Genomic DNA, 17,499 nt, shown 5'->3' on the forward strand with positions numbered 1-17,499 from the left:
GGCACAATGCAGCACCGGTGCCGGTTGTGATCGCCCCCACCACCGCCGCCGACGGGCCCTCGACGGTGCGGGAATCCGCGGTTCGCCCTGCGGGAACACCGTTGTCGGGCCTGTGTGCGGGCACAACGGCCCGCGACCGACGTTGGCCGTCGGGCACGATGACGCGACCACCGGGCAGCTGCGAACCTCGATGGACGGCCGACCGGGAGGAGGCGTGACGTGGCGACGGACGACCTCACGGCGGACGCGGCGGCACGCCGTGGCTGGCCGCGGCCGTTCCGCCCGCGCATCGGCGCGCGGCTGGGCTACCTCCTGCACGCGGGGCTCGCGACCAACCGGCTCTACGCGCGGGTCGCGGCCTGGCTGGAGCGGCGGCCCCGGGCCTACGCGGCGTTCACCACCGTCGAGCGCGTGACCAAGCAGGAGCTGTTCGGCTGCCGGATGTGCGGGCAGTGCGCGCTCCCGGCCACGGGCTACACCTGCCCGATGACCTGCCCCAAGCAGCTGCGCAACGGGCCGTGCGGCGGGGTCTCGGCGAGCGGGGGCTGCGAGGTGCATCCCGAGCTGCCGTGCGTGTGGGTCGTCGCGTACGAGCGCAGCGAGCAGGCGGGCCACGGCGCCGACCTGGACCTGCTGCAGCGCCCCGTCGACCAGCGCCTGCGCGACCAGAGCTCCTGGGTCAACTACTGGCAGGGACGCGACGAGGACCTGTGGACGGCCGCCGACGCCGACGGCGCGCGGCCGCTGCTGCACCGCGAGCTGGGCCTGCACCCCGTCGGGGGCGTGCGATGACTCTGCGGGGGGCGTTCGAGGCGGGCCGGTTCGCCGTCACCGCCGAGATCGGGCCGCCTCGCGGCGCCGACGCCGAGGCGATCACCCGCAAGGCCGACCTGCTGCGCGGCTGGGTCGACGCGGCCAACGTCACCGACAACCAGGGCGCGCACGTGCGGATGTCCAGCTTCGCCGGGAGCCTGCTGGCGATGCGCGCGGGCGTCGAGCCGGTGATGCAGCTGACCTGCCGGGACCGCAACCGCATCGCCCTGCAGTCCGACCTGCTCGCCGCGGGCGCGCTCGGCATCCCCAACGTCCTGCTGCTGACCGGCGACCATCCGCGCTTCGGCGACCACCCCGACGCCGCCCCGGTCTTCGACCTCGACTCCACCCAGCTCGTGTGGGCGGCCCGGTCGTTGCGCGACGGGGGCACGCTGGCGTCGGGCCGCGAGATCGGTGCGCGCCCGGACTGGCTGGTGGGTGCCGTGGAGAACCCGTTCGCCCCGCCGCGGCGGTTCCGCGCCCGGCGGCTGGCGAAGAAGGTCGCGGCCGGCGCGGAGTTCGTGCAGACCCAGTACGTCTTCGACGTCGACGTCTTCACGACGTGGCTGGCCGAGCTGCGCGACCTGGGTGTCACCGAGCGCTGCCGGGTCCTCGCGGGCGTCGGCCCGATCCGGTCGCTGCGGGTGCTGGAGTTCCTGCGCCACGGGGTCCCCGGCATCCACGTGCCCGACCAGGTGGTCCGCCGGCTGCGCGGCGTGCCGGCCGACCGGGTCGCCGCCGAGGGCGTCACGATGTGCGTCGAGACGATCCAGCAGCTCGCCGAGCTGCCCGGCGTCGCGGGCGTGCACCTCATGGCTTTCGGGTACGAGCGCGGCGTCCCGGAGATCCTGGAACGCGCGGGCATCGCGCCACGACCCGCTCCACGCCCGGCCCCACGCCCGGCACTGACCGGTTCCGCACCGGGCGCGGTCACCACGGAGGGACTCGGACATGCTGGTTGACTTCCGGCCCCACTCCCGCCTGCGCGGGACCACCCCGATCGACATCACGACCGCGCTGGTCCCGGTCGTCGAGGCGCTCTCGGAGGACTCCACAGACCTGTCGAAGGTCCGGCTGGTCTGCGACTGGGTGCAGTACCGGGAGAACTTCCGCGACGTCGTCGAGCTGCGGCCGATCCTGGCCGAACCGGAGCGACTGCCCGCGGGCGGTCCCGTGATCGAGCAGGTCGGTGTGCGCGACGACGACATGGAGGTCGCCGTCGACGTGCGGCGCAGCGGCAAGGTGGCGCTCAAGGAGCACACCGCCGAGCTGCTGCGCGAGCACGCGGGCGGCGGCACCGGTGGCCGGGTGACGCTGGAGGAGTGGGGGCCGGGCAGCGCGAGCTGCATCTGGTCGTTCAACGCGCGCTACTGGGCCGACCTGGACCTGTGGGAGAAGTCCACCGGCCGCGGCTACGAGCAGGCGCTGCCCGGCGGGGAGAGCGACGCCCGCAACCACGACGCGGCGCGCGACCTCATCCGCAAGCTCTTCGCGGTGTGGGACCCGCTGTCGGACAACAACGCCCTCCCGGAGGAGCTCTACGTCGTCGAGCTCGGGGTGGGCAACGGCAGCCAGGCCAAGGTGTTCCTCGACGAGTTCCGCGCGCTCGACCTCGCCCACGGCCGCGGCTACTACCGCCGGCTGCACTACCTGATGTGCGACTACTCCCAGCACGTGCTCGACCTCGCCCGCGAGACCGTGTGCGACCACCTCGCGCACGTCAGCTCGTTCGCGCTCGACGCGACACGGCCGCGGACGTCGCTGGGGTTCCTGCGCTACAAGGTGTTCCTGGTCTACATCTCCAACGTCTACGACAACCTGCCGACCGACGAGGTCGCCCAGCTCGGCGGGCGCACCTACCAGGTGCAGACCCGCGCGTACCTGCCGCCCGAGCAGGCGCGCGCGCTGGCGGGACAGGCGAACACCACGCCCGACCAGGTCGGCGCGCTGGTGCACAAGCTGCTGCGGCTCGGCCCGGCGCTGCTCGCCGAGGCGGCCCCGGCGAACTTCGCCGACACCGACGCGGCGGTGACCTTCTGGCGGGCGGCGTGGAGCGCGATCCGGCTGGAGGAGCGCTACGTCCCGCTCGCCGGGCTCGACCTCTACGAGATCGCCCCCGAGGTCGGCGGCGAGATGCTGCGCCCGCTGCTGGAGTCGGGCGCGGACGTGCGGATGCACGTCAACAACGGGGCGCTCGCGAGCTTCGTCGACAGCCTGCAGCTGCTGCACCCCTTCGGCAAGCTCGTCTGCCACGACCTGTTCGTGACCGACGTCCAGTCCTACCGCTCGCACTTCCGCGGACCCGGCAAGTACGACGGCTCCGTGGTCAACTGGGTCAACGGCCCGCTGCTCGCCCACGTCGGGCGCCGGCACGGGTTCGACGTGCACTACGCCCCGTTCTCACACCGCTCGGGGGGCAACATCGTGACGATGACGGCGCAGGTGAGGGACTGATGTCGGCGCCCAGGAACGCCGCGCTGATGGGCCGGGTGCCGCTGTTGCCGACGACCGTCGTCGGCTCGTACCCGGTCCCGGAGTGGATGGAGCGGCTCAAGACCGACTACTACCGCAGCCGGATGAGCTTCGCCCAGCTCACCGACCTGCACGAGATGGCGATCAAGGCCGCGCTGCGCGACCAGGAACTGGCCGGGATCGACATCGTCTCCGACGGCGAGCTGCGCCGCGACAACGACATCGACTACTTCCTGGCCCGGATGCCCGGCGTGGAGATCCCGCAGACGGCCAAGGACTTCTACTTCGACTACTACGAGGCGCGGGTGCCGGCGCCGCTGCCCGACCGGTTCGCGACCGCCCCGCTGGGTCTGGCCGACGACTTCGCGTTCACCGCCGAGCAGACGTCGGGCCCGGTCAAGTTCTCCTTCACCGGGCCGTTCTCGCTGTCGCGGCGCATCCACGACTCGGCCTACGCCGACCAGCGCGAGCTCGTGCTGGCGATCGCGAGGGTGCTCAACGCCGAGGCGCACGCGCTGGCCGAGCGGGGCGCGCAGCTGCTGCAGATCGACGAGCCGTTCCTCGCCGGCTACCCCGACGCGGTCGGGACGGCGATCGAGGCGGTCAACATCGTCACCGAGGGCGTGGACGTCACCTGGGGTCTGCACGTCTGCTACGGCAACCGCTACGCCCGACCGCTGTGGGAGGGCCACTACGACTTCCTGTTCCCCGCCGTCCTCGACGCCCGCGTCGACCAGCTGGTGCTGGAGTTCGCGCGCAAGGGCTACGAGGATCTCCCCGTGATCGAGAAGTTCGGCTGGGACCGCACCATCGGCCTCGGCGTCGTCGACGTGAAGTCGTCGGAGGTCGAGACGCCCGAGCTGATCGCGTCCCGCATCCGCAGCGCGCTCGAGCTCGTCCCGGCCGAACGCCTCGTCGTCAACCCCGACTGCGGGTTGCGCAACGTGACCGGCGCGGTCGCCCGCGCCAAGCTCGCCGCCATGGTCGCCGGCACGGCCGCCGTGCGCGCCGAGCTCGCCTCCCGCATCACAGCACCGCCGGTGAACGCCATCGCTGCGGCGAGCGAGTCACCCACAGAGACAGCACCAGAGTCCGTCGCCCGAGGAGCATGACGATGAGCCAGCAGGAGTCGCACGACTACCTCTTCACCTCCGAGTCGGTGACGGAGGGGCACCCTGACAAGATCGCCGACGCGATCTCCGACGCGGTGCTCGACGCCGCGCTCACGGCGGACCCGTACTCGCGGGTGGCCTGCGAGACCCTGATCACGACGGGCATGGTCGTGCTGGCGGGCGAGATCACCACGCCCGGGCAGCTCGACTACACCCAGATCGTGCGCGACACCGTCAACCGCATCGGCTACGACGACGGCCGCTACGGCTTCGACGGGCACAGCTGCGCGGTGCTCGTCGCGCTGGACAAGCAGTCCCCCGACATCGCCCAGGGCGTCGACCAGGCCCACGAGCACCGCGGCAAGCTCTCCGACGACGAGCTCGACAAGGCGGGCGCCGGCGACCAGGGCATGATGTTCGGCTACGCCACCGACGAGACCCCCGAGCTGATGCCGATGCCGATCGCGTTGGCGCACAGGCTCTCCCGCCGCCTCGCCGAGGTGCGCCGCGGCGGCCTGGACTACCTGCGTCCCGACGGCAAGACCCAGGTCTCGGTCCGCTACCACGACAACGTGCCGGTCGCCGTCGAGCGCGTGCTGATCTCCACCCAGCACGCCGAGGAGGCGACCAACGACCAGATCCGCGAGGACCTGTGGAACCAGGTCGTCACGCAGGTGCTGCCGGCCGAGTTCTACGACGCCGACGAGCTGCGCTCGAGCCTGCTGGTCAACCCGACCGGCCGGTTCGTCATCGGCGGCCCCGTCGGTGACGCGGGCCTGACCGGGCGCAAGATCATCGTCGACACCTACGGCGGGTTCGCCCGCCACGGCGGCGGCGCGTTCTCGGGCAAGGACCCGTCGAAGGTCGACCGCTCGGCCGCGTACGCCGCGCGCTACGTCGCCAAGAACGTGGTGGCCGCCGGGCTCGCGCAGCGGGCCGAGGTGCAGGTCGCGTACGCGATCGGCGTGGCCCGGCCGGTGTCGGTGCTCGTCGACACCTTCGGCACCGAGCGGATCTCGCGCGGCAACATCGAGAAGCTCGTCGCCGAGCACTTCGATCTGCGGCCCGCCGCGTTCCGGTCCTACCTGGGCCTGCACGCCCCGATCTACTCCGCCACCTCCGCCTACGGGCACTTCGGCCGCACCGACGTCGACCTGCCCTGGGAGCGCACCGACCGCGCCGAGGCCCTGCGTCAGGCCGCCGGGCTGTCGGCCGACGCCGCTCCCGCCACGGCCTGATGACCGTCCTCCACGACGACCGCCGCGCCACCCCCGGCGCGGCGGTCGGGGCCGCCGGCCTCGCCGACGGCGACCGCGACCTGGGCAGGCTCGTGGTGTCGTGTGTGGACGGACCGGGGATCGTCGCACGGATCTCGTCGTTCCTGCACCGGCACGGCGCCAACATCGTCCAGTCCGACCAGGACTCGACGGGAGCCACCGGCGGCCGGTTCTTCCTGCGCATCGTCTTCCACCTGCCCGGGCTGGCGACGAGCCTGTCCGCTCTCGACGAGGCCTTCGAGGCCGAGGTCGCCGGGCCGCTCGGCGGGACCTACCGGTTCCGCGAGGTCGCGGTGCCCACGCGGGTGGCGCTGTTCGTGTCGCGCTACGACCACTGCCTGCTCGACCTGCTCTGGCGGGCGCGGCGCGGCGAGCTGCCGATCGACGTCGTGACCGTCGTGTCCAACCACCCCGACCTCGCCGACGACGTCGCGTCCTTCGGGGTGCCCTTCGAGCACGTCCCGGTGACGAGGGCGACCAAGCCGCAGGCCGAGCAGCGACAGCTGGACCTGTTGCGCGGCAGGGTGGACCTGGTCGTGCTCGCGCGCTACATGCAGATCCTGTCGGGCGACTTCCTCGACCGGGTCGGCGTCCCGGTGATCAACATCCATCACTCGTTCCTGCCCGCGTTCGCCGGGGCCGGACCGTACGAACGGGCCCGCGAGCGCGGGGTGAAGATCATCGGCGCGACCGCGCACTACGCCACCGAGGACCTCGACGAGGGCCCGATCATCGAGCAGGACGTCGTCCGGGTGAACCACCGCGCGACCGTGGCGGAGCTGACCCGCCGCGGCGCGGACATCGAACGCACCGTGCTGGCCCGCGCCGTCGCCTGGCACTGCGAGGACCGGGTACTCGTCAACGGCCGCACCACGATCGTCTTCTGACCACTGGAGATTCGCCGATGCCTGTCGGGACCACAGCCGTCGCGGGATCGATCGCGACCGATCACCTCATGCACTTCCCGGGCCGCTTCGCCGACCAGCTGGTCGCCGAGCGCCTCGACCGGATCTCGCTGAGCTTCCTCGTCGACGACCTGGTCGTGCACCGCGGTGGGGTCGGCGCCAACATCGCGTTCGGCATGGGCGTGCTGGGTCAGCGCCCGGTGCTGGTCGGAGCCGTCGGCAACGACTTCGACGACTTCCGCGCCTGGCTGGAGCGCCACGGCGTCGAGACCGGCGCGGTGCTCGTCGTCGACTCGGCGAACACCCCGCGCTTCACCTGCACGACCGACGACGACCAGTGCCAGCTCGCGTCGTTCTACCCCGGCGCGATGACCGAGGCGAAGAACATCGCGCTGGCCCCGATCGTGGAGCGCTTCGGCACCGAGCTGGTGCTGATCGGCGCGAGCGACCCCGACGCGATGGTCGCCCAGACCGAGGAGGCCCGGGCGCTGGGCGTCGCGTTCGCCGCCGACCCGTCCCAGCAGCTCCCGCGGCTCGACGGCGACCAGTGCCGCGCGCTGGTCGACGGGGCGCGCTACCTGTTCACCAACGAGTACGAGTGGGAGCTGTTGACCCGCAAGACCGGCTGGGACGCCGACGAGATCACCCGGCGGGTGGGCCTGCGGATCACGACGTTGTCCGACAAGGGTGTGCGGATCGTCGGCGCCGACGGCACCGACATCGAGCTCGGCGTCGTCCCGGCCCGGGCGATCAAGGACCCGACCGGCGTCGGCGACGGCTTCCGCGCCGGGTTCCTCGCCGGGGTCGACGGCGGACTGTCCGTGGAGCGGGCCGCGCAGCTGGGCACGCTCGTCGCGACGCTGGTGCTGGAGACCGACGGCGCGCAGGAGTGGACGATCTCGCCGACGTCGGACCTGCCCCGCCTGCGCGACGCCCACGGCGCCGCCGCCGCCACGGACATCGAGCCCGTGCTGCGGGCGGCCCTGGGACGCCCGTGACCGCGCGGATCATCGACGGGAAGGCCGTCGCCGCCCGGGTGCGCGCCGAGGTGGCGCGTGACGTGGCCGCGCTCGACCGGGTCCCCGGGCTCGCCACCCTGCTGGTCGGCGACGACCCCGCCTCGGCGATCTACGTCCGCAACAAGCGCCGGCTCTGCGTCGAGGCCGGGATGGCCGACCTGCACCGGCACCTGCCCGGCGACGTCTCGCAGGCCGAGCTCGCCGCCGTCATCGACGAGCTCGCCGCCGACCCGGACGTCACCGGCATCCTGCTGCAGCTCCCGCTCCCCGGGCACCTCGACGCCGCGCCGCTGATCGCCCGCATCCCCGCGGACAAGGACGTCGACGGGCTCACCGAGGTCAGCGCGGGCCGCCTCGCGCTCGGCCGTCCGGGGCTGCGGCCCTGCACGCCCAGCGGCGTGATGGTGCTGCTCGACGAGGCCGGCGTGGACCTCGCGGGGGCCGAGGCCGTCGTCGTGGGCCGCTCCGATCTCGTCGGCAAGCCCCAGGGCGCGCTGTTGCTGGCGCGCAACGCCACCGTCACGACCTGCCACTCCCGCACCCGCGACCTCGCCGCGGTCTGCCGGCGCGCCGACGTCCTCGTCGTCGCGGCCGGCAGGCCCGGCCTGATCGGCGCCGACGCCGTGAAGCCCGGCGCCGTCGTGATCGACGTCGGCATCCACCGCGGCGAGCACGGACTGGTCGGCGACGTCCGCACCGCCGAGGTCGCCGAGGTCGCGGGCGCGATCACCCCCGTCCCGGGCGGCGTCGGCCCCATGACGATCGCCATGCTCCTGCGCAACACGGTGACGGCAGCCAAAGGCCTGTGAGCGGCGGTGGTCGCCATGGCGACCATCGCCGTTCACGACCGTCCCGCGCTCCCCCGGCCCCCGCGCGCGGTCCCGACCTCCGTCCGTGACGGCACCCGGACCTGTGCCTCCGGTGTGCGTCCGTCCGGGTCGTGCGCCGTGCGCGCTGCGTGCCGTCGGCCCGTCGCGACCTGCGGTCGGAGCGCGGCGCCCCGCTATCCGGGCCGGACAACGGCCGCGGACAGTTCTATCCGCGCGGTCCATCGGCGACCCTGGTGATCCACGGCACTGTGACGGACGCTACTCCGCGTGGCCACCGCGCGGCGGCACGGTCACCGCGGGCGGCGTGGCCGGGGCACCCACGAGTTCAAGGAGGAACATCGATGGCCGACGTGCTGGCCGAGGGCTACAACGTCTTCGACACCGCAAAATCCCCCAGCGGAACGGTGAAGTACCTGGAGTCCCCCGCCGACGTCATCGGCCTGATCCAGTCGGGCAGGCTGGCCGAGCACATCCTGCTGGTCCAGGGCGGCACCACGACGTTCCTCGCGCCGGCCCTGAGCATGGGCGCGATCGGCGTGATCACGATGTCCGGCGCCCCGGAGTCGCACCTGGGCATCCTCTCCCGCGAGTTCCAGACCCCGTGTGTGATGACCGCGCACCTGACCTCCAGCGAGTCGCGCTACGTCGTCGGCAACACCGACCCGTCGCACTTCGAGGAGATCGCCAAGGCCCTCGACGGGCGCAAGGTACGGCTCGACTGCACCGACCACGAGGTCGGCCGCGTCGTGGCGGACGACTGAGGGAGGAGCCGACGATGACCACCACCGAGGGCAAGCGCGCGACCTACAAGCAGCGGTACGAGGAGGCCGACGACGGCCTCCGCTTCCAGAGCCTCACCTACACCGGCAACTTCGTCGGCATGGAGCCCGTCACCGACGGGATCAAGGGCGACAAGACGATGAAGTCGCGTGCCCGCAGCAAGGTCCTGGAGAAGGTGTCCAAGGACGACGTGCTGCGCGACGAGTTCACCATCGACGAGCTCAACGACCTCAACAACTACCTCGCCTGGAACATCTGGGACGTGCTGGTCATGCGCGCCACCGAGGGCGTCAGCGGCATGATCCCCCGCCAGGAGTACGAGATCCTGGCCTTCATGCACGAGTTCTACCGCTGGCCGGAGATCCTGCGCATGACGACCGCGGAGGTCGGTGGCGGCCAGGGGATCATGGACATCGGGGCGACCGCCCGCCGCGAGATCGGGACCAAGGTCAACGCGGTGCACGACTGGTGCATCGGCGCCGTCGGCTTCGGCATGGGCCGCTGCGGCCTGCTCGCGCTGGAGGCCATCGGTCCGGACGACTACGTCGGCGAGTCCAACGAGATCCTGAAGTTCATGCAGCGGGTGCTGTGGGGCAAGCGTCAGGACGGCTACATCCTCAACTCCCAGGACCGCTACCGGTGCCGCATCCACGAGGAGGACTTCCTCCAGCAGCTCACCGGCCAGGTCGAGCCGCTGGAGAACGGCAGTCCCAAGCACGCCGCGTTCACCCAGTTCAACGCGGCCGCCGAGCTGCTGTCGTTCCTCGACCACTACGACTGCCGTCTCGGACTGGGCGACACCGGACCCTACGAGCTGCCCGACGGCAACCTGCTGATCCTGCGCGACCTCTTCGTCAACGAGGAGGTCTTCCACTGGAGCGACGTCTGCGAGGACGCCGGCCTGCCGCACTGCTACACGCTCGCGCTGGTCGTCGACCCCGAGAAGATGGCGCTCGAGGAGATCCGGGTGAACGACATCTCCACGACGTTCACCCGGCCCAAGAACTACATCGAGGCGATCGTCGGGGGCGCGGTGTTCGCGCGCGAGAAGTGGAACACGCCGATGGGCGAGGTCTACCCCATCAAGATCGACGACCTGGGCGAGCACCTCGGCCGTGTCCAGCAGGCGACGCTCAAGCTCTACACCAAGACGTCGAGGATGTGCCGCCGCGACCTCATCTGGAACGGCCAGTACGTCTACTACATCGACATGATCCTCCCGCACCTGCGGCTGGCCGGGACGTACGACAAGGCCTGCCGCGACTACGACCTGTGGGAGATCGACCAGCGCGTCGCGAACTACTACTACGACATCACCAAGCGCGGCTTCGCCCAGGAGACCGTGCCGAGCAAGATCTTCTCCGGCGCCGGGTACCTGCCGTTCTCCGACAAGGCGAGCCTGCGCAACTCCAAGGGCCGCTGGCTCTAGGAGACGTCGGCCGGACGATCGCCCGCCCCACCACCGGGCGGCGCGGCGGACCCCGCCGCGCCGCCCGGTCCGGCGTGAAGGACACCTGATGACCGCACTCGCCTCCGACAAGACCGACTACGACGTCCTCAACACCGTCGCGCTGAAGAAGATGGCGACCCCGCAGGTCGTGGCCGAGGCCTGCGGGCTGCCCCGGACCGAGGTCGAGGCCGCACTGGACCGGCTGGCCGCGCAGGGGCTGCTCGTCGTTGCGGGCGGCGCCGCGCTGCCGACCGACGAGGCCGAGCCCGCGCTCGCCGCGGCCGCCGCCCGGCGCTACGGCGCGGTGCGCGCCGACGCCGAGGTGGGCGGGCTCGTCGAGCGGTTCGAGACCGTCAACTCGCAGTTCCTCACCACGATGTCGTCCTGGCAGCAGGTCGACGTCGGCGGCCGCAAGGTGGCCAACGACCACTCCGACGCCGAGTACGACGACAAGGTCATCGCACGGTTGGACAAGCTGATCGCGCGGCTCGGCCCCCTGCTCGAGGCACTCGCGGGCCACGACGCGCGGTTCGGCACCTACCCGGCCCGCTTCCGGTCCGCGCTGGAGCGCATCGACCGGGGCGAGCACGAGTACGTCTCGTCCCCGACGCTGGACTCCGTGCACAACGTCTGGTTCGAGTTCCACGAGGACCTGCTGCGCACGCTGGGCCGGGAACGGACGGAATGACCGCCTTCACGCTCGCGTTCGACGAGGCCGATCCCGCGGACGTCGACCGGCTCGGCGGCAAGGGCAGCGGCCTCGCCCGGATGACGCGCCAGGGCCTGCGCGTCCCGGCCGGCTACGTGATCGGCACCGACGCCTGCCGCGCCTACCTGGGCACCAGGACCCTTCCCGACGGCCTCGCCGACGAGGTCCTCGCCCGGCTCGCCGCACTCGAGGCCCGGACCGGCAAGACCTTCGGCGGCGGCCCCGTCCCGCTGCTGCTCTCGGTCCGGTCGGGCGCCCCGGTCTCCATGCCGGGGATGATGGACACCATCCTCAACCTCGGGCTCGACCGCACGGCCGCCGTCGCGCTCGCCGAGGCCACCGGCGACAGCCGCTTCGTCGCCGACGTGGTCGCCCGCTTCCACGCGATGTACGCCGAGACCGTCCTCGGCGCCCTGGATCCCGGTGCCGGGATCGGCGACCTCGTGGCCGACGTCGGCCCCCGCGACGACGCCGGCGCGGTGTACGACCGCGTCTGGGCGGCGTGCGAGGCGGCGCTCGCCGACGACACCGGCGACTCCGTTCCCGCCGACCCGCGCGCCCAGCTCGTCGGCGCGGTCGAGGCCGTCTTCCGCTCCTGGAACACCCGCAGGGCCCGCACGTACCGGGAGTTCCACAAGATCCCGCACGATCTCGGGACCGCCGTCGTCGTGCAGGCGATGGTCTTCGGCAACCTGTCCGACGACTCCGGCTCCGGCGTCGTGTTCACCCGCAACCCGGTCACGGGCGAGCCGGGCCTGTTCGGCGAGTATCTCGCGCACAGCCAGGGCGAGGACGTCGTCGCCGGGACCCGGACCCCCGACCCGGTCACCGAGGCGCTGGCCCCCGACCTGCTCGCCGAGCTGCGCGCGACGTGCTCCGAGCTGGAACGCGCGCAGGGCGACGTCCTGGACATCGAGTTCACCGTCGAACGCTCGACGCTCTACCTGCTGCAGGTGCGCAGCGCGAAACGCACCCCGGAGGCCGCCGTCCGGATCGCCGCCGACATCGTCGCCGAAGGGCTCACGACGCCCGCGACCGCGCTCCGGGGGGTCTCCGTCGAGCAGGTGCGGCAGGTGCAGCGGCCCGGATTCGCCGACACCGACGTCGAGCGGGCGCGCTCCGCCGGACGCCTGTTGACGACGGGCATCGGCGCCTGCCCCGGCCAGGTCAGCGGCGTGCTCGTGCTCGACCCCGACCGGGCGGGCGAGCGGGCCGCCGGCGGCGAGGACGTCGTGCTGGCGCGGACCGTCACCAGCCCCGCCGACCTGCACGGGATGATCGCCGCGCAGGGCATCGTCACCGCGACGGGCGGTTCGACGAGCCACGCCGCCGTCGTGGCCCGGGCGCTCGGCACGGCCTGCGTCGTCGGCGCGGGCGCGCTGCGCGTCGACGAGGCGGCCCGGACCCTGGAGGTCGACGGGCGCACGCTGCACGAGGGCGACGACGTCTCCCTCGACGGCTCGACGGGCGAGCTGTTCGCCGGCCGCTTCGCCGTCTCGACCCCGGCCGCCGCCACCGGTGCGCTGGGCGACCTGCTCGGGATCGCCGCCGCCGCGGGGGCGGGCGAGGTGCTGGCCCGGGTCACCCTGCCGGCCGACGTCGACGCCGCCCGGGAGGCCGGCGCCGCAGGTCTGGTCACCGCGATCGACGACGTCCTCGTCGCCACCGGGCACCTCGACGGGCTCGTCGCGCACCTGCTCGCCGACGGCGGCGTCGAGGCGCTCGACGGTGTCGCCGACCTCGTCGCGCAGGAGTTCGCCCCGGTCCTCGCGGCGGCGGGCGACGTCGAGGTCGGGGTCCGCGCGATCGACCTCGTCGCCGACGAGGCCCGGGAGCTGCTGCAGCAGACCGCCGTCACGACGCGGCACCCGGAGCTGACCGTGCCGCTCGGCCGCCCCGCTCTGGTGGAGGCGCAGCTGCGCGGACTCGAACGCGCCGTCGAGAAGGCGGGCGGGGCGCCGCGGGTGCACCTGGCCGTCCGGCACGTCTCCGACGCCGCCGAGGCGACCGCGCTGCGCGAGCTGGGCCGCGGCGCCGCGGTGGGGGTGGGCGCCTACGTCACGGGCCCCCGGGCGGCGTTCGCCGCCGAGGCGATCGCGGCCGCGGCCGACGTGCTGTGGGTCGAGGTGCGGACGTTGCAGGCCGCGGTGTTCGGCATCCCTGCCCGGCACCTGCTGACGGCCGAGCCGCTCGACGGCTACGTCCGCCGCGGGCTGCTCTCCTGCGACCCTCGGACCACCCTGGACCCCGCGGTCGCGGACCTGCTGGTCCGCGTCGCGGCGGCGCAGGAGGCCGGCTGCCGGGTGGGCATGCGGCTGTCGGGGCAGGTGTCGGAGGAGATGGTCGCGCAGCTGCACGGGCTGGGATTCCGGCGGTTCGCCGTCGACGCCGCCGAGGTCCGGCCGCTGCTGCTGGCGCTCGGCAAGGCCGCGCTGCAGTAGGCCTTGCGGCAGCCGGGCGATCCGGCCCCGCTCGGCCGCTACGCGGCGGCGAGCAGACCCGCGCGGAGCCGGGCGATCTCCTGGTCGGTGATGCCGCGTTCGCGCGCCCAGTCGCGGGCGCCGCCGAAACGCGCGTCGAGCTCGGCGAGGAAGCCGCGGATGGTGTACTCGAGCGCGTCGTAGACCTCGGCGGGCACCGTCGCCATGTGGTCGCGGTAGCGCGGCCAGCCGAGGAACCGCTCCTTGATGCGCGGCATGTTGAGCCCGGACCGCAGGTAGTCGGCGACGATGTCCTCGTCGTCGACCCCGAGCAGCCGCAGCAGCAGGGCGACGACGAGACCCGTGCGGTCCTTGCCGGCCGCGCAGTGCAGCAGCACGGGTCGCCCGGCCATCGCCGCGACGATGCGCACGACCGTCGACAGCACCGAGCCCGGCGACTCCAGGTGCTCGACGTAGAAGCGCAGGCTCTGCTCGTGCGCGGGAAGGTCGGAGACGGGCAGGTCGCGCAGCGGGGCGTTGAGGTAGCTGACCGGCACCTCGGCCATGGGGCCGCGGCCTTCGGACACGGCTTCCGGCCCGATCCGCAGGTCGACGATGAGCTCGAGCCGCAGCCGGTCGGTGAGGTGGGAGACGTCTGCGGGGGTGAGCGCCTGCAGGGTGTCGCTGCGGAAGAGCACACCCCTGCGGACGTGCAGGTCCTCCCCCGCGCGCAGGCCGCCGAGATCGCGGAAGTTGAACGCGCCGACGAGCCCGCCCGCGGCGTCCGACAACGAGCCGGTCATCGCCCCACCACCCGCCGGACGGCGTCGAGCAGCTCCGCGTCGACGGCGGCGGCCCGCGCCGGCGTGGCGGCGGGCGCGGGCGGGGCGTCAGGAGGAGTGCGGGGCGCGGCGACAGGAGTGAGCGGCGCGGCGGCGCGGCGCCGCGCGCGGCGCGTCTCGGCGGCACGGGCGCGCTCGGCGTCGGTCCCTCGTGAGTGGCGAGGGTCGCCATGGCGACCCTCGCCACTCACAGCGGCGCAGGCGCCGGTCGCGGGCGTCGCGGCGGCGTCGCCCAGCAGGTGCGCGGTGATCTCCTGCGGCCACAGCGCGACGAACTCCGCCCCGGCCGCGGTGAGCTCCTCGACGCTGTGCATCCCCCACGCCACGCCGACCACCCGGATCCCGACCTCCAGCCCGTCGCGGACGTCGCCCGCGGTGTCGGTGACGAGCACCGTGGCGGCCGGGCCGGGCACCGGGCGCGCGTCGGCCTCGTCGTAGTCGGCGGCGCATCGGCGGCCGAAGCCGCTGCCCGGGTCGGCGAGGAACGTGCGCATGGCGGTGCGCTTGTCGGGGGTGACGTCGCCACCGAAGACGTGGGCGAAGCAGAACGCCAGGTCGTTGGTGGTCAGCACCCGCCGGAGCACCTGCATGGCGTTGGACGACATCACGGCCAGCGTCGTCTCCGAGGCGAGCCGGCGCACCACCTCGGCGACCCCGGGCACGAGCGGCGGGGTGTACTCGGCGCGCAGCAGGTGCAGGAAGTCCTCGCGGACGAGGGCGGCGTGCGCCTCGTCGCGGCACAGCTTCGCGATCGAGTCGTAGATGTTGCCGCGGAACAGGTCGAAGTACTTCTCGGGCTCGTCGACGCCCAGGTCGTGGCGCCGGTTGAGCTTCTCGAAGACCTCCCAGGAGGCGACCCGCGTCTGGACGAGCGTCCCGTCCAGGTCGAAGATCACCGCCTGGACGGGCGGCGGGCTCACCGTGGGCTCACGCGCGCGTGCCCGCCGCGGCGGCGTGCACGCGGTCGTAGACCCGACCCAGCTCCCCCATGCCGACGAAGTCCATGCACTCGCCGTGGGCGGTGCGGCCGTCGAGGGTCCAGCGCAGCAGGCTGTTGTGGCCGACGACGCCGGGCTGGGACTGCCACGGGAACGTCGTCAGCGCGTCGCCGACGGCCTCCCAGGTGCGGCCGTCGGCGTCGGACACGGTGATCTCGATGTGCTCGGGGTAGAGGCCGGACCGGGTCGTCTCCCCCGACCCGGACGCGAGACCCCGGACGACGCCGTTGTCGAGGACGTAGCCGTGGGTCATCGTCAGCGGCGACGGACCGTCGGGGCCGTTCGCGGTGTCGAAGTCGAACAGGGCGTGCAGCGCGAGGTCGGGTCCGACGTGGGCGTGCATCCAGCTCAGCCGCGACGTCTGGCGCTCGGCGCGCACGCCCCAGCTGTGGTCCATGGTGGACACGCAGTCGATCGGCGTCGTCACGCCGCGCAGCCGGATCTCGCCCTCGAACCGGCCGGTCTGGTCGAAGTGCCCGGCGTAGGCGTGGCCCCAGGTCAGGTCCATGTCCCGGCCGGCGGCCCGGGGATCCTGGTCGGGGTCGTTGATGTCGTAGGGCTCCATGAGCGCGGTGTAGCGGAAGTGCAGCTCCAGATCGGCCGCGGCGTCGGAGTAGTCGACGTCCCAGACCTTGTTCGGCTCGGAGCAGACGACGTGCAGGCCGTTGGCGAGCGTGTAGTCGAGCAGGCTCGCAGGGGCCACGAGGTGCTCCCAGGCGTCCCAGTAGTCGGCGGCCCACGGCATCGTCACGCGGCGGCTGTTGACCGACACGGTCGAGCCGACGACGCCGAGCGGCTCGCGGAACAGCCCGTAGACGCCGATGTTCATGGGCCGGTCGGTGTCCTGGCCCGCGTAGAGACCGAAGTAGTTCGTCTCGGCCCACAGCGGGTCGTCGCTGGTCGGGGCGTGGAACTGCGCGTCCTCGGGACGGATCACCGATGAACCTCCTCGCGCGGGGCGTCGTGTCCGGACCAGTCTGGCCGGTCCGGCCCGCGCAGCCAGTGCGTCGCAGGACAACGGCACCCGGCGACGTTGTCCGTGCGGGATAAGGCAGCCGGCGGGCGGGCCGCCCTACTGTCCGGCCAGCGGAGCCGCCCGGCGCGGTCCGCCGACCGACGGGGGTGACCGGGCATGCAGCTGGCCAAGGTGCTGGGCCAGGTCGTCTCGACGGTGAAGGACCCCGGGCTCGAGCGGTTCAGCCTGCTGCTGGTGCAGGACGCCGCCGGCGCCGACCCCGAGCAGACGCGCGGCACGGCGTACGTGGCCGTGGACACCGTCGGCGCCGGGGTGGGCGAGGTGGTCCTCGTCGCGACCGGGGGCGCCGCACGGGTCGCCGCCGGTGCCGACGCCCCCACCGACCGGGCGGTCGTCGCCATCGCCGACACCGTGATCCGCTCGGGAACCGTGAGCTACCGCAAGGCCTGAGCCGCCCGAGCACTCAGCACACCGACATGGAGGACGACATGGCGACCACCGCCGCGGGAACCCCTGCCGCACCATCGACGCCGCGCGGCGCGCTGGGCCTGATCGAGACCAAGGGCCTGGTCGGTGCCATCGAGGCGGCCGACGCGATGGTCAAGGCCGCGAACGTGCAGATCGTCGGCCACCGCGAGATCGGCGGCGGTCTGGTGACCGTCATGGTCCGTGGCGACGTCGGCGCGGTGAAGGCCGCCACCGACGCCGGGGCGGTGGCCGCGGGCAAGGCGGGCGAGGTCGTGTCCGTGCACGTCATCCCGCGCCCGCACGACGAGACCGAGGGCATCCTCGCCGTCCTCACCCGCCCGAAGGGCTGACCCGCGCAGAGGTGGCGGGCGCCGGCGCGCGGCGACCCGCTGCCCCGCCGCGCCCGCAGTTCCGTCCGACCTCCGAGG

Annotated in this window: 17 protein-coding genes; 14 read left to right on the top strand and 3 right to left on the bottom strand. The window is 73.1% G+C overall.

The window, feature by feature from the left end; translation table 11 throughout:
• Nucleotides 1-219: 219 nt before the first annotated feature.
• The 12 genes from PSD17_RS05375 (at nucleotide 220) to PSD17_RS05430 (ending at nucleotide 13,808) form a co-directional block, all read left to right on the top strand.
• Complete coding sequence (locus PSD17_RS05375) at nucleotides 220-792, top strand: methylenetetrahydrofolate reductase C-terminal domain-containing protein (RefSeq protein WP_339121930.1); 573 nt, start codon at nucleotides 220-222, stop codon at nucleotides 790-792.
• Nucleotides 789-1,775: a methylenetetrahydrofolate reductase gene (locus PSD17_RS05380; RefSeq protein WP_013674260.1), complete on the top strand. Its 987-nt coding sequence runs from the start codon at nucleotides 789-791 to the stop codon at nucleotides 1,773-1,775. Before PSD17_RS05375 ends, PSD17_RS05380 begins: the two co-directional genes overlap by 4 nt.
• Nucleotides 1,765-3,267, top strand: a complete 1,503-nt coding sequence (locus PSD17_RS05385; RefSeq protein WP_013674259.1) for a hypothetical protein — start codon at nucleotides 1,765-1,767, stop codon at nucleotides 3,265-3,267. Before PSD17_RS05380 ends, PSD17_RS05385 begins: the two co-directional genes overlap by 11 nt.
• Nucleotides 3,267-4,397, top strand: coding sequence for a hypothetical protein (locus PSD17_RS05390; protein WP_339121931.1), 1,131 nt, complete (start codon nucleotides 3,267-3,269; stop codon nucleotides 4,395-4,397). Before PSD17_RS05385 ends, PSD17_RS05390 begins: the two co-directional genes overlap by 1 nt.
• 2 nt (nucleotides 4,398-4,399) lie before the next feature.
• Entirely contained in the window at nucleotides 4,400-5,635 is a 1,236-nt protein-coding gene (gene metK, locus PSD17_RS05395; protein ID WP_013674257.1) for a methionine adenosyltransferase, read from the top strand.
• Nucleotides 5,635-6,561, top strand: coding sequence for a formyltetrahydrofolate deformylase (gene purU / locus PSD17_RS05400; protein WP_339121933.1), 927 nt, complete (start codon nucleotides 5,635-5,637; stop codon nucleotides 6,559-6,561). Before metK ends, purU begins: the two co-directional genes overlap by 1 nt.
• A 17-nt stretch (nucleotides 6,562-6,578) precedes the next feature.
• Nucleotides 6,579-7,577 (top strand): carbohydrate kinase family protein, encoded by a 999-nt coding sequence (locus PSD17_RS05405; RefSeq protein WP_013674255.1) that lies wholly within the window; start codon nucleotides 6,579-6,581, stop codon nucleotides 7,575-7,577.
• Nucleotides 7,574-8,407: a bifunctional methylenetetrahydrofolate dehydrogenase/methenyltetrahydrofolate cyclohydrolase FolD gene (folD, locus tag PSD17_RS05410; protein WP_013674254.1), complete on the top strand. Its 834-nt coding sequence runs from the start codon at nucleotides 7,574-7,576 to the stop codon at nucleotides 8,405-8,407. Before PSD17_RS05405 ends, folD begins: the two co-directional genes overlap by 4 nt.
• Nucleotides 8,408-8,769: 362 nt before the next feature.
• Complete coding sequence (locus PSD17_RS05415; protein WP_013674253.1) at nucleotides 8,770-9,189, top strand: PEP-utilizing enzyme; 420 nt, start codon at nucleotides 8,770-8,772, stop codon at nucleotides 9,187-9,189.
• A 14-nt stretch (nucleotides 9,190-9,203) separates the two neighbouring features.
• A complete protein-coding gene (locus PSD17_RS05420) occupies nucleotides 9,204-10,637 on the top strand; it encodes a hypothetical protein (RefSeq protein WP_013674252.1) in 1,434 nt (477 codons plus the stop codon).
• A gap of 88 nt (nucleotides 10,638-10,725) precedes the next feature.
• Nucleotides 10,726-11,346, top strand: coding sequence for a MarR family transcriptional regulator (locus PSD17_RS05425; protein ID WP_013674251.1), 621 nt, complete (start codon nucleotides 10,726-10,728; stop codon nucleotides 11,344-11,346).
• Entirely contained in the window at nucleotides 11,343-13,808 is a 2,466-nt protein-coding gene (locus PSD17_RS05430; RefSeq protein WP_339121937.1) for a pyruvate, phosphate dikinase, read from the top strand. The genes PSD17_RS05425 and PSD17_RS05430 overlap by 4 nt, the downstream gene beginning before the upstream one ends.
• Before the next feature lie 38 nt (nucleotides 13,809-13,846).
• Here PSD17_RS05430 and PSD17_RS05435 read toward each other — a convergent pair whose 3' ends face one another.
• From PSD17_RS05435 to PSD17_RS05445, 3 genes are read right to left on the bottom strand one after another with little or no spacing between them, the layout of a single operon-like run.
• Nucleotides 13,847-14,590: a tyrosine-protein phosphatase gene (locus tag PSD17_RS05435; protein ID WP_339121939.1), complete on the bottom strand. Its 744-nt coding sequence runs from the start codon at nucleotides 14,588-14,590 to the stop codon at nucleotides 13,847-13,849.
• Entirely contained in the window at nucleotides 14,587-15,549 is a 963-nt protein-coding gene (locus PSD17_RS05440; RefSeq protein WP_013674248.1) for an HAD family hydrolase, read from the bottom strand. Before PSD17_RS05440 ends, PSD17_RS05435 begins: the two co-directional genes overlap by 4 nt.
• Before the next feature lie 7 nt (nucleotides 15,550-15,556).
• Nucleotides 15,557-16,564: a DUF7064 domain-containing protein gene (locus tag PSD17_RS05445; RefSeq protein ID WP_013674247.1), complete on the bottom strand. Its 1,008-nt coding sequence runs from the start codon at nucleotides 16,562-16,564 to the stop codon at nucleotides 15,557-15,559.
• A gap of 195 nt (nucleotides 16,565-16,759) precedes the next feature.
• Here PSD17_RS05445 and PSD17_RS05450 point away from each other — a divergent pair, with 195 nt between their 5' ends.
• The gene (locus PSD17_RS05450) at nucleotides 16,760-17,053 is read left to right on the top strand and encodes a EutN/CcmL family microcompartment protein (RefSeq protein ID WP_339121942.1); all 294 of its coding nucleotides are present in this window, start codon (nucleotides 16,760-16,762) and stop codon (nucleotides 17,051-17,053) included.
• Nucleotides 17,054-17,091: 38 nt separating this feature from the next.
• Nucleotides 17,092-17,421, top strand: coding sequence for a BMC domain-containing protein (locus tag PSD17_RS05455; protein ID WP_013674245.1), 330 nt, complete (start codon nucleotides 17,092-17,094; stop codon nucleotides 17,419-17,421).
• Nucleotides 17,422-17,499 lie beyond the last annotated feature (78 nt).

The sequence above is a fragment of the Pseudonocardia sp. D17 genome (genome assembly GCF_036984265.1).
Classification (GTDB): domain Bacteria; phylum Actinomycetota; class Actinomycetes; order Mycobacteriales; family Pseudonocardiaceae; genus Pseudonocardia; species Pseudonocardia benzenivorans.

Coding starts and splice junctions, on each gene's coding strand:
- PSD17_RS05390 (WP_339121931.1), top strand. CDS start 3,267: ATGTCGGCGCCCAGGAACGCCGCGCTGATGGGCCGGGTGCCGCTGTTG.
- PSD17_RS05420 (WP_013674252.1), top strand. CDS start 9,204: ATGACCACCACCGAGGGCAAGCGCGCGACCTACAAGCAGCGGTACGAG.
- PSD17_RS05385 (WP_013674259.1), top strand. CDS start 1,765: ATGCTGGTTGACTTCCGGCCCCACTCCCGCCTGCGCGGGACCACCCCG.
- PSD17_RS05450 (WP_339121942.1), top strand. CDS start 16,760: ATGCAGCTGGCCAAGGTGCTGGGCCAGGTCGTCTCGACGGTGAAGGAC.
- PSD17_RS05405 (WP_013674255.1), top strand. CDS start 6,579: ATGCCTGTCGGGACCACAGCCGTCGCGGGATCGATCGCGACCGATCAC.
- metK (WP_013674257.1), top strand. CDS start 4,400: ATGAGCCAGCAGGAGTCGCACGACTACCTCTTCACCTCCGAGTCGGTG.
- PSD17_RS05380 (WP_013674260.1), top strand. CDS start 789: ATGACTCTGCGGGGGGCGTTCGAGGCGGGCCGGTTCGCCGTCACCGCC.
- PSD17_RS05415 (WP_013674253.1), top strand. CDS start 8,770: ATGGCCGACGTGCTGGCCGAGGGCTACAACGTCTTCGACACCGCAAAA.
- purU (WP_339121933.1), top strand. CDS start 5,635: ATGACCGTCCTCCACGACGACCGCCGCGCCACCCCCGGCGCGGCGGTC.
- PSD17_RS05455 (WP_013674245.1), top strand. CDS start 17,092: ATGGCGACCACCGCCGCGGGAACCCCTGCCGCACCATCGACGCCGCGC.
- PSD17_RS05430 (WP_339121937.1), top strand. CDS start 11,343: ATGACCGCCTTCACGCTCGCGTTCGACGAGGCCGATCCCGCGGACGTC.
- PSD17_RS05425 (WP_013674251.1), top strand. CDS start 10,726: ATGACCGCACTCGCCTCCGACAAGACCGACTACGACGTCCTCAACACC.
- PSD17_RS05435 (WP_339121939.1), bottom strand. CDS start 14,590: ATGACCGGCTCGTTGTCGGACGCCGCGGGCGGGCTCGTCGGCGCGTTC.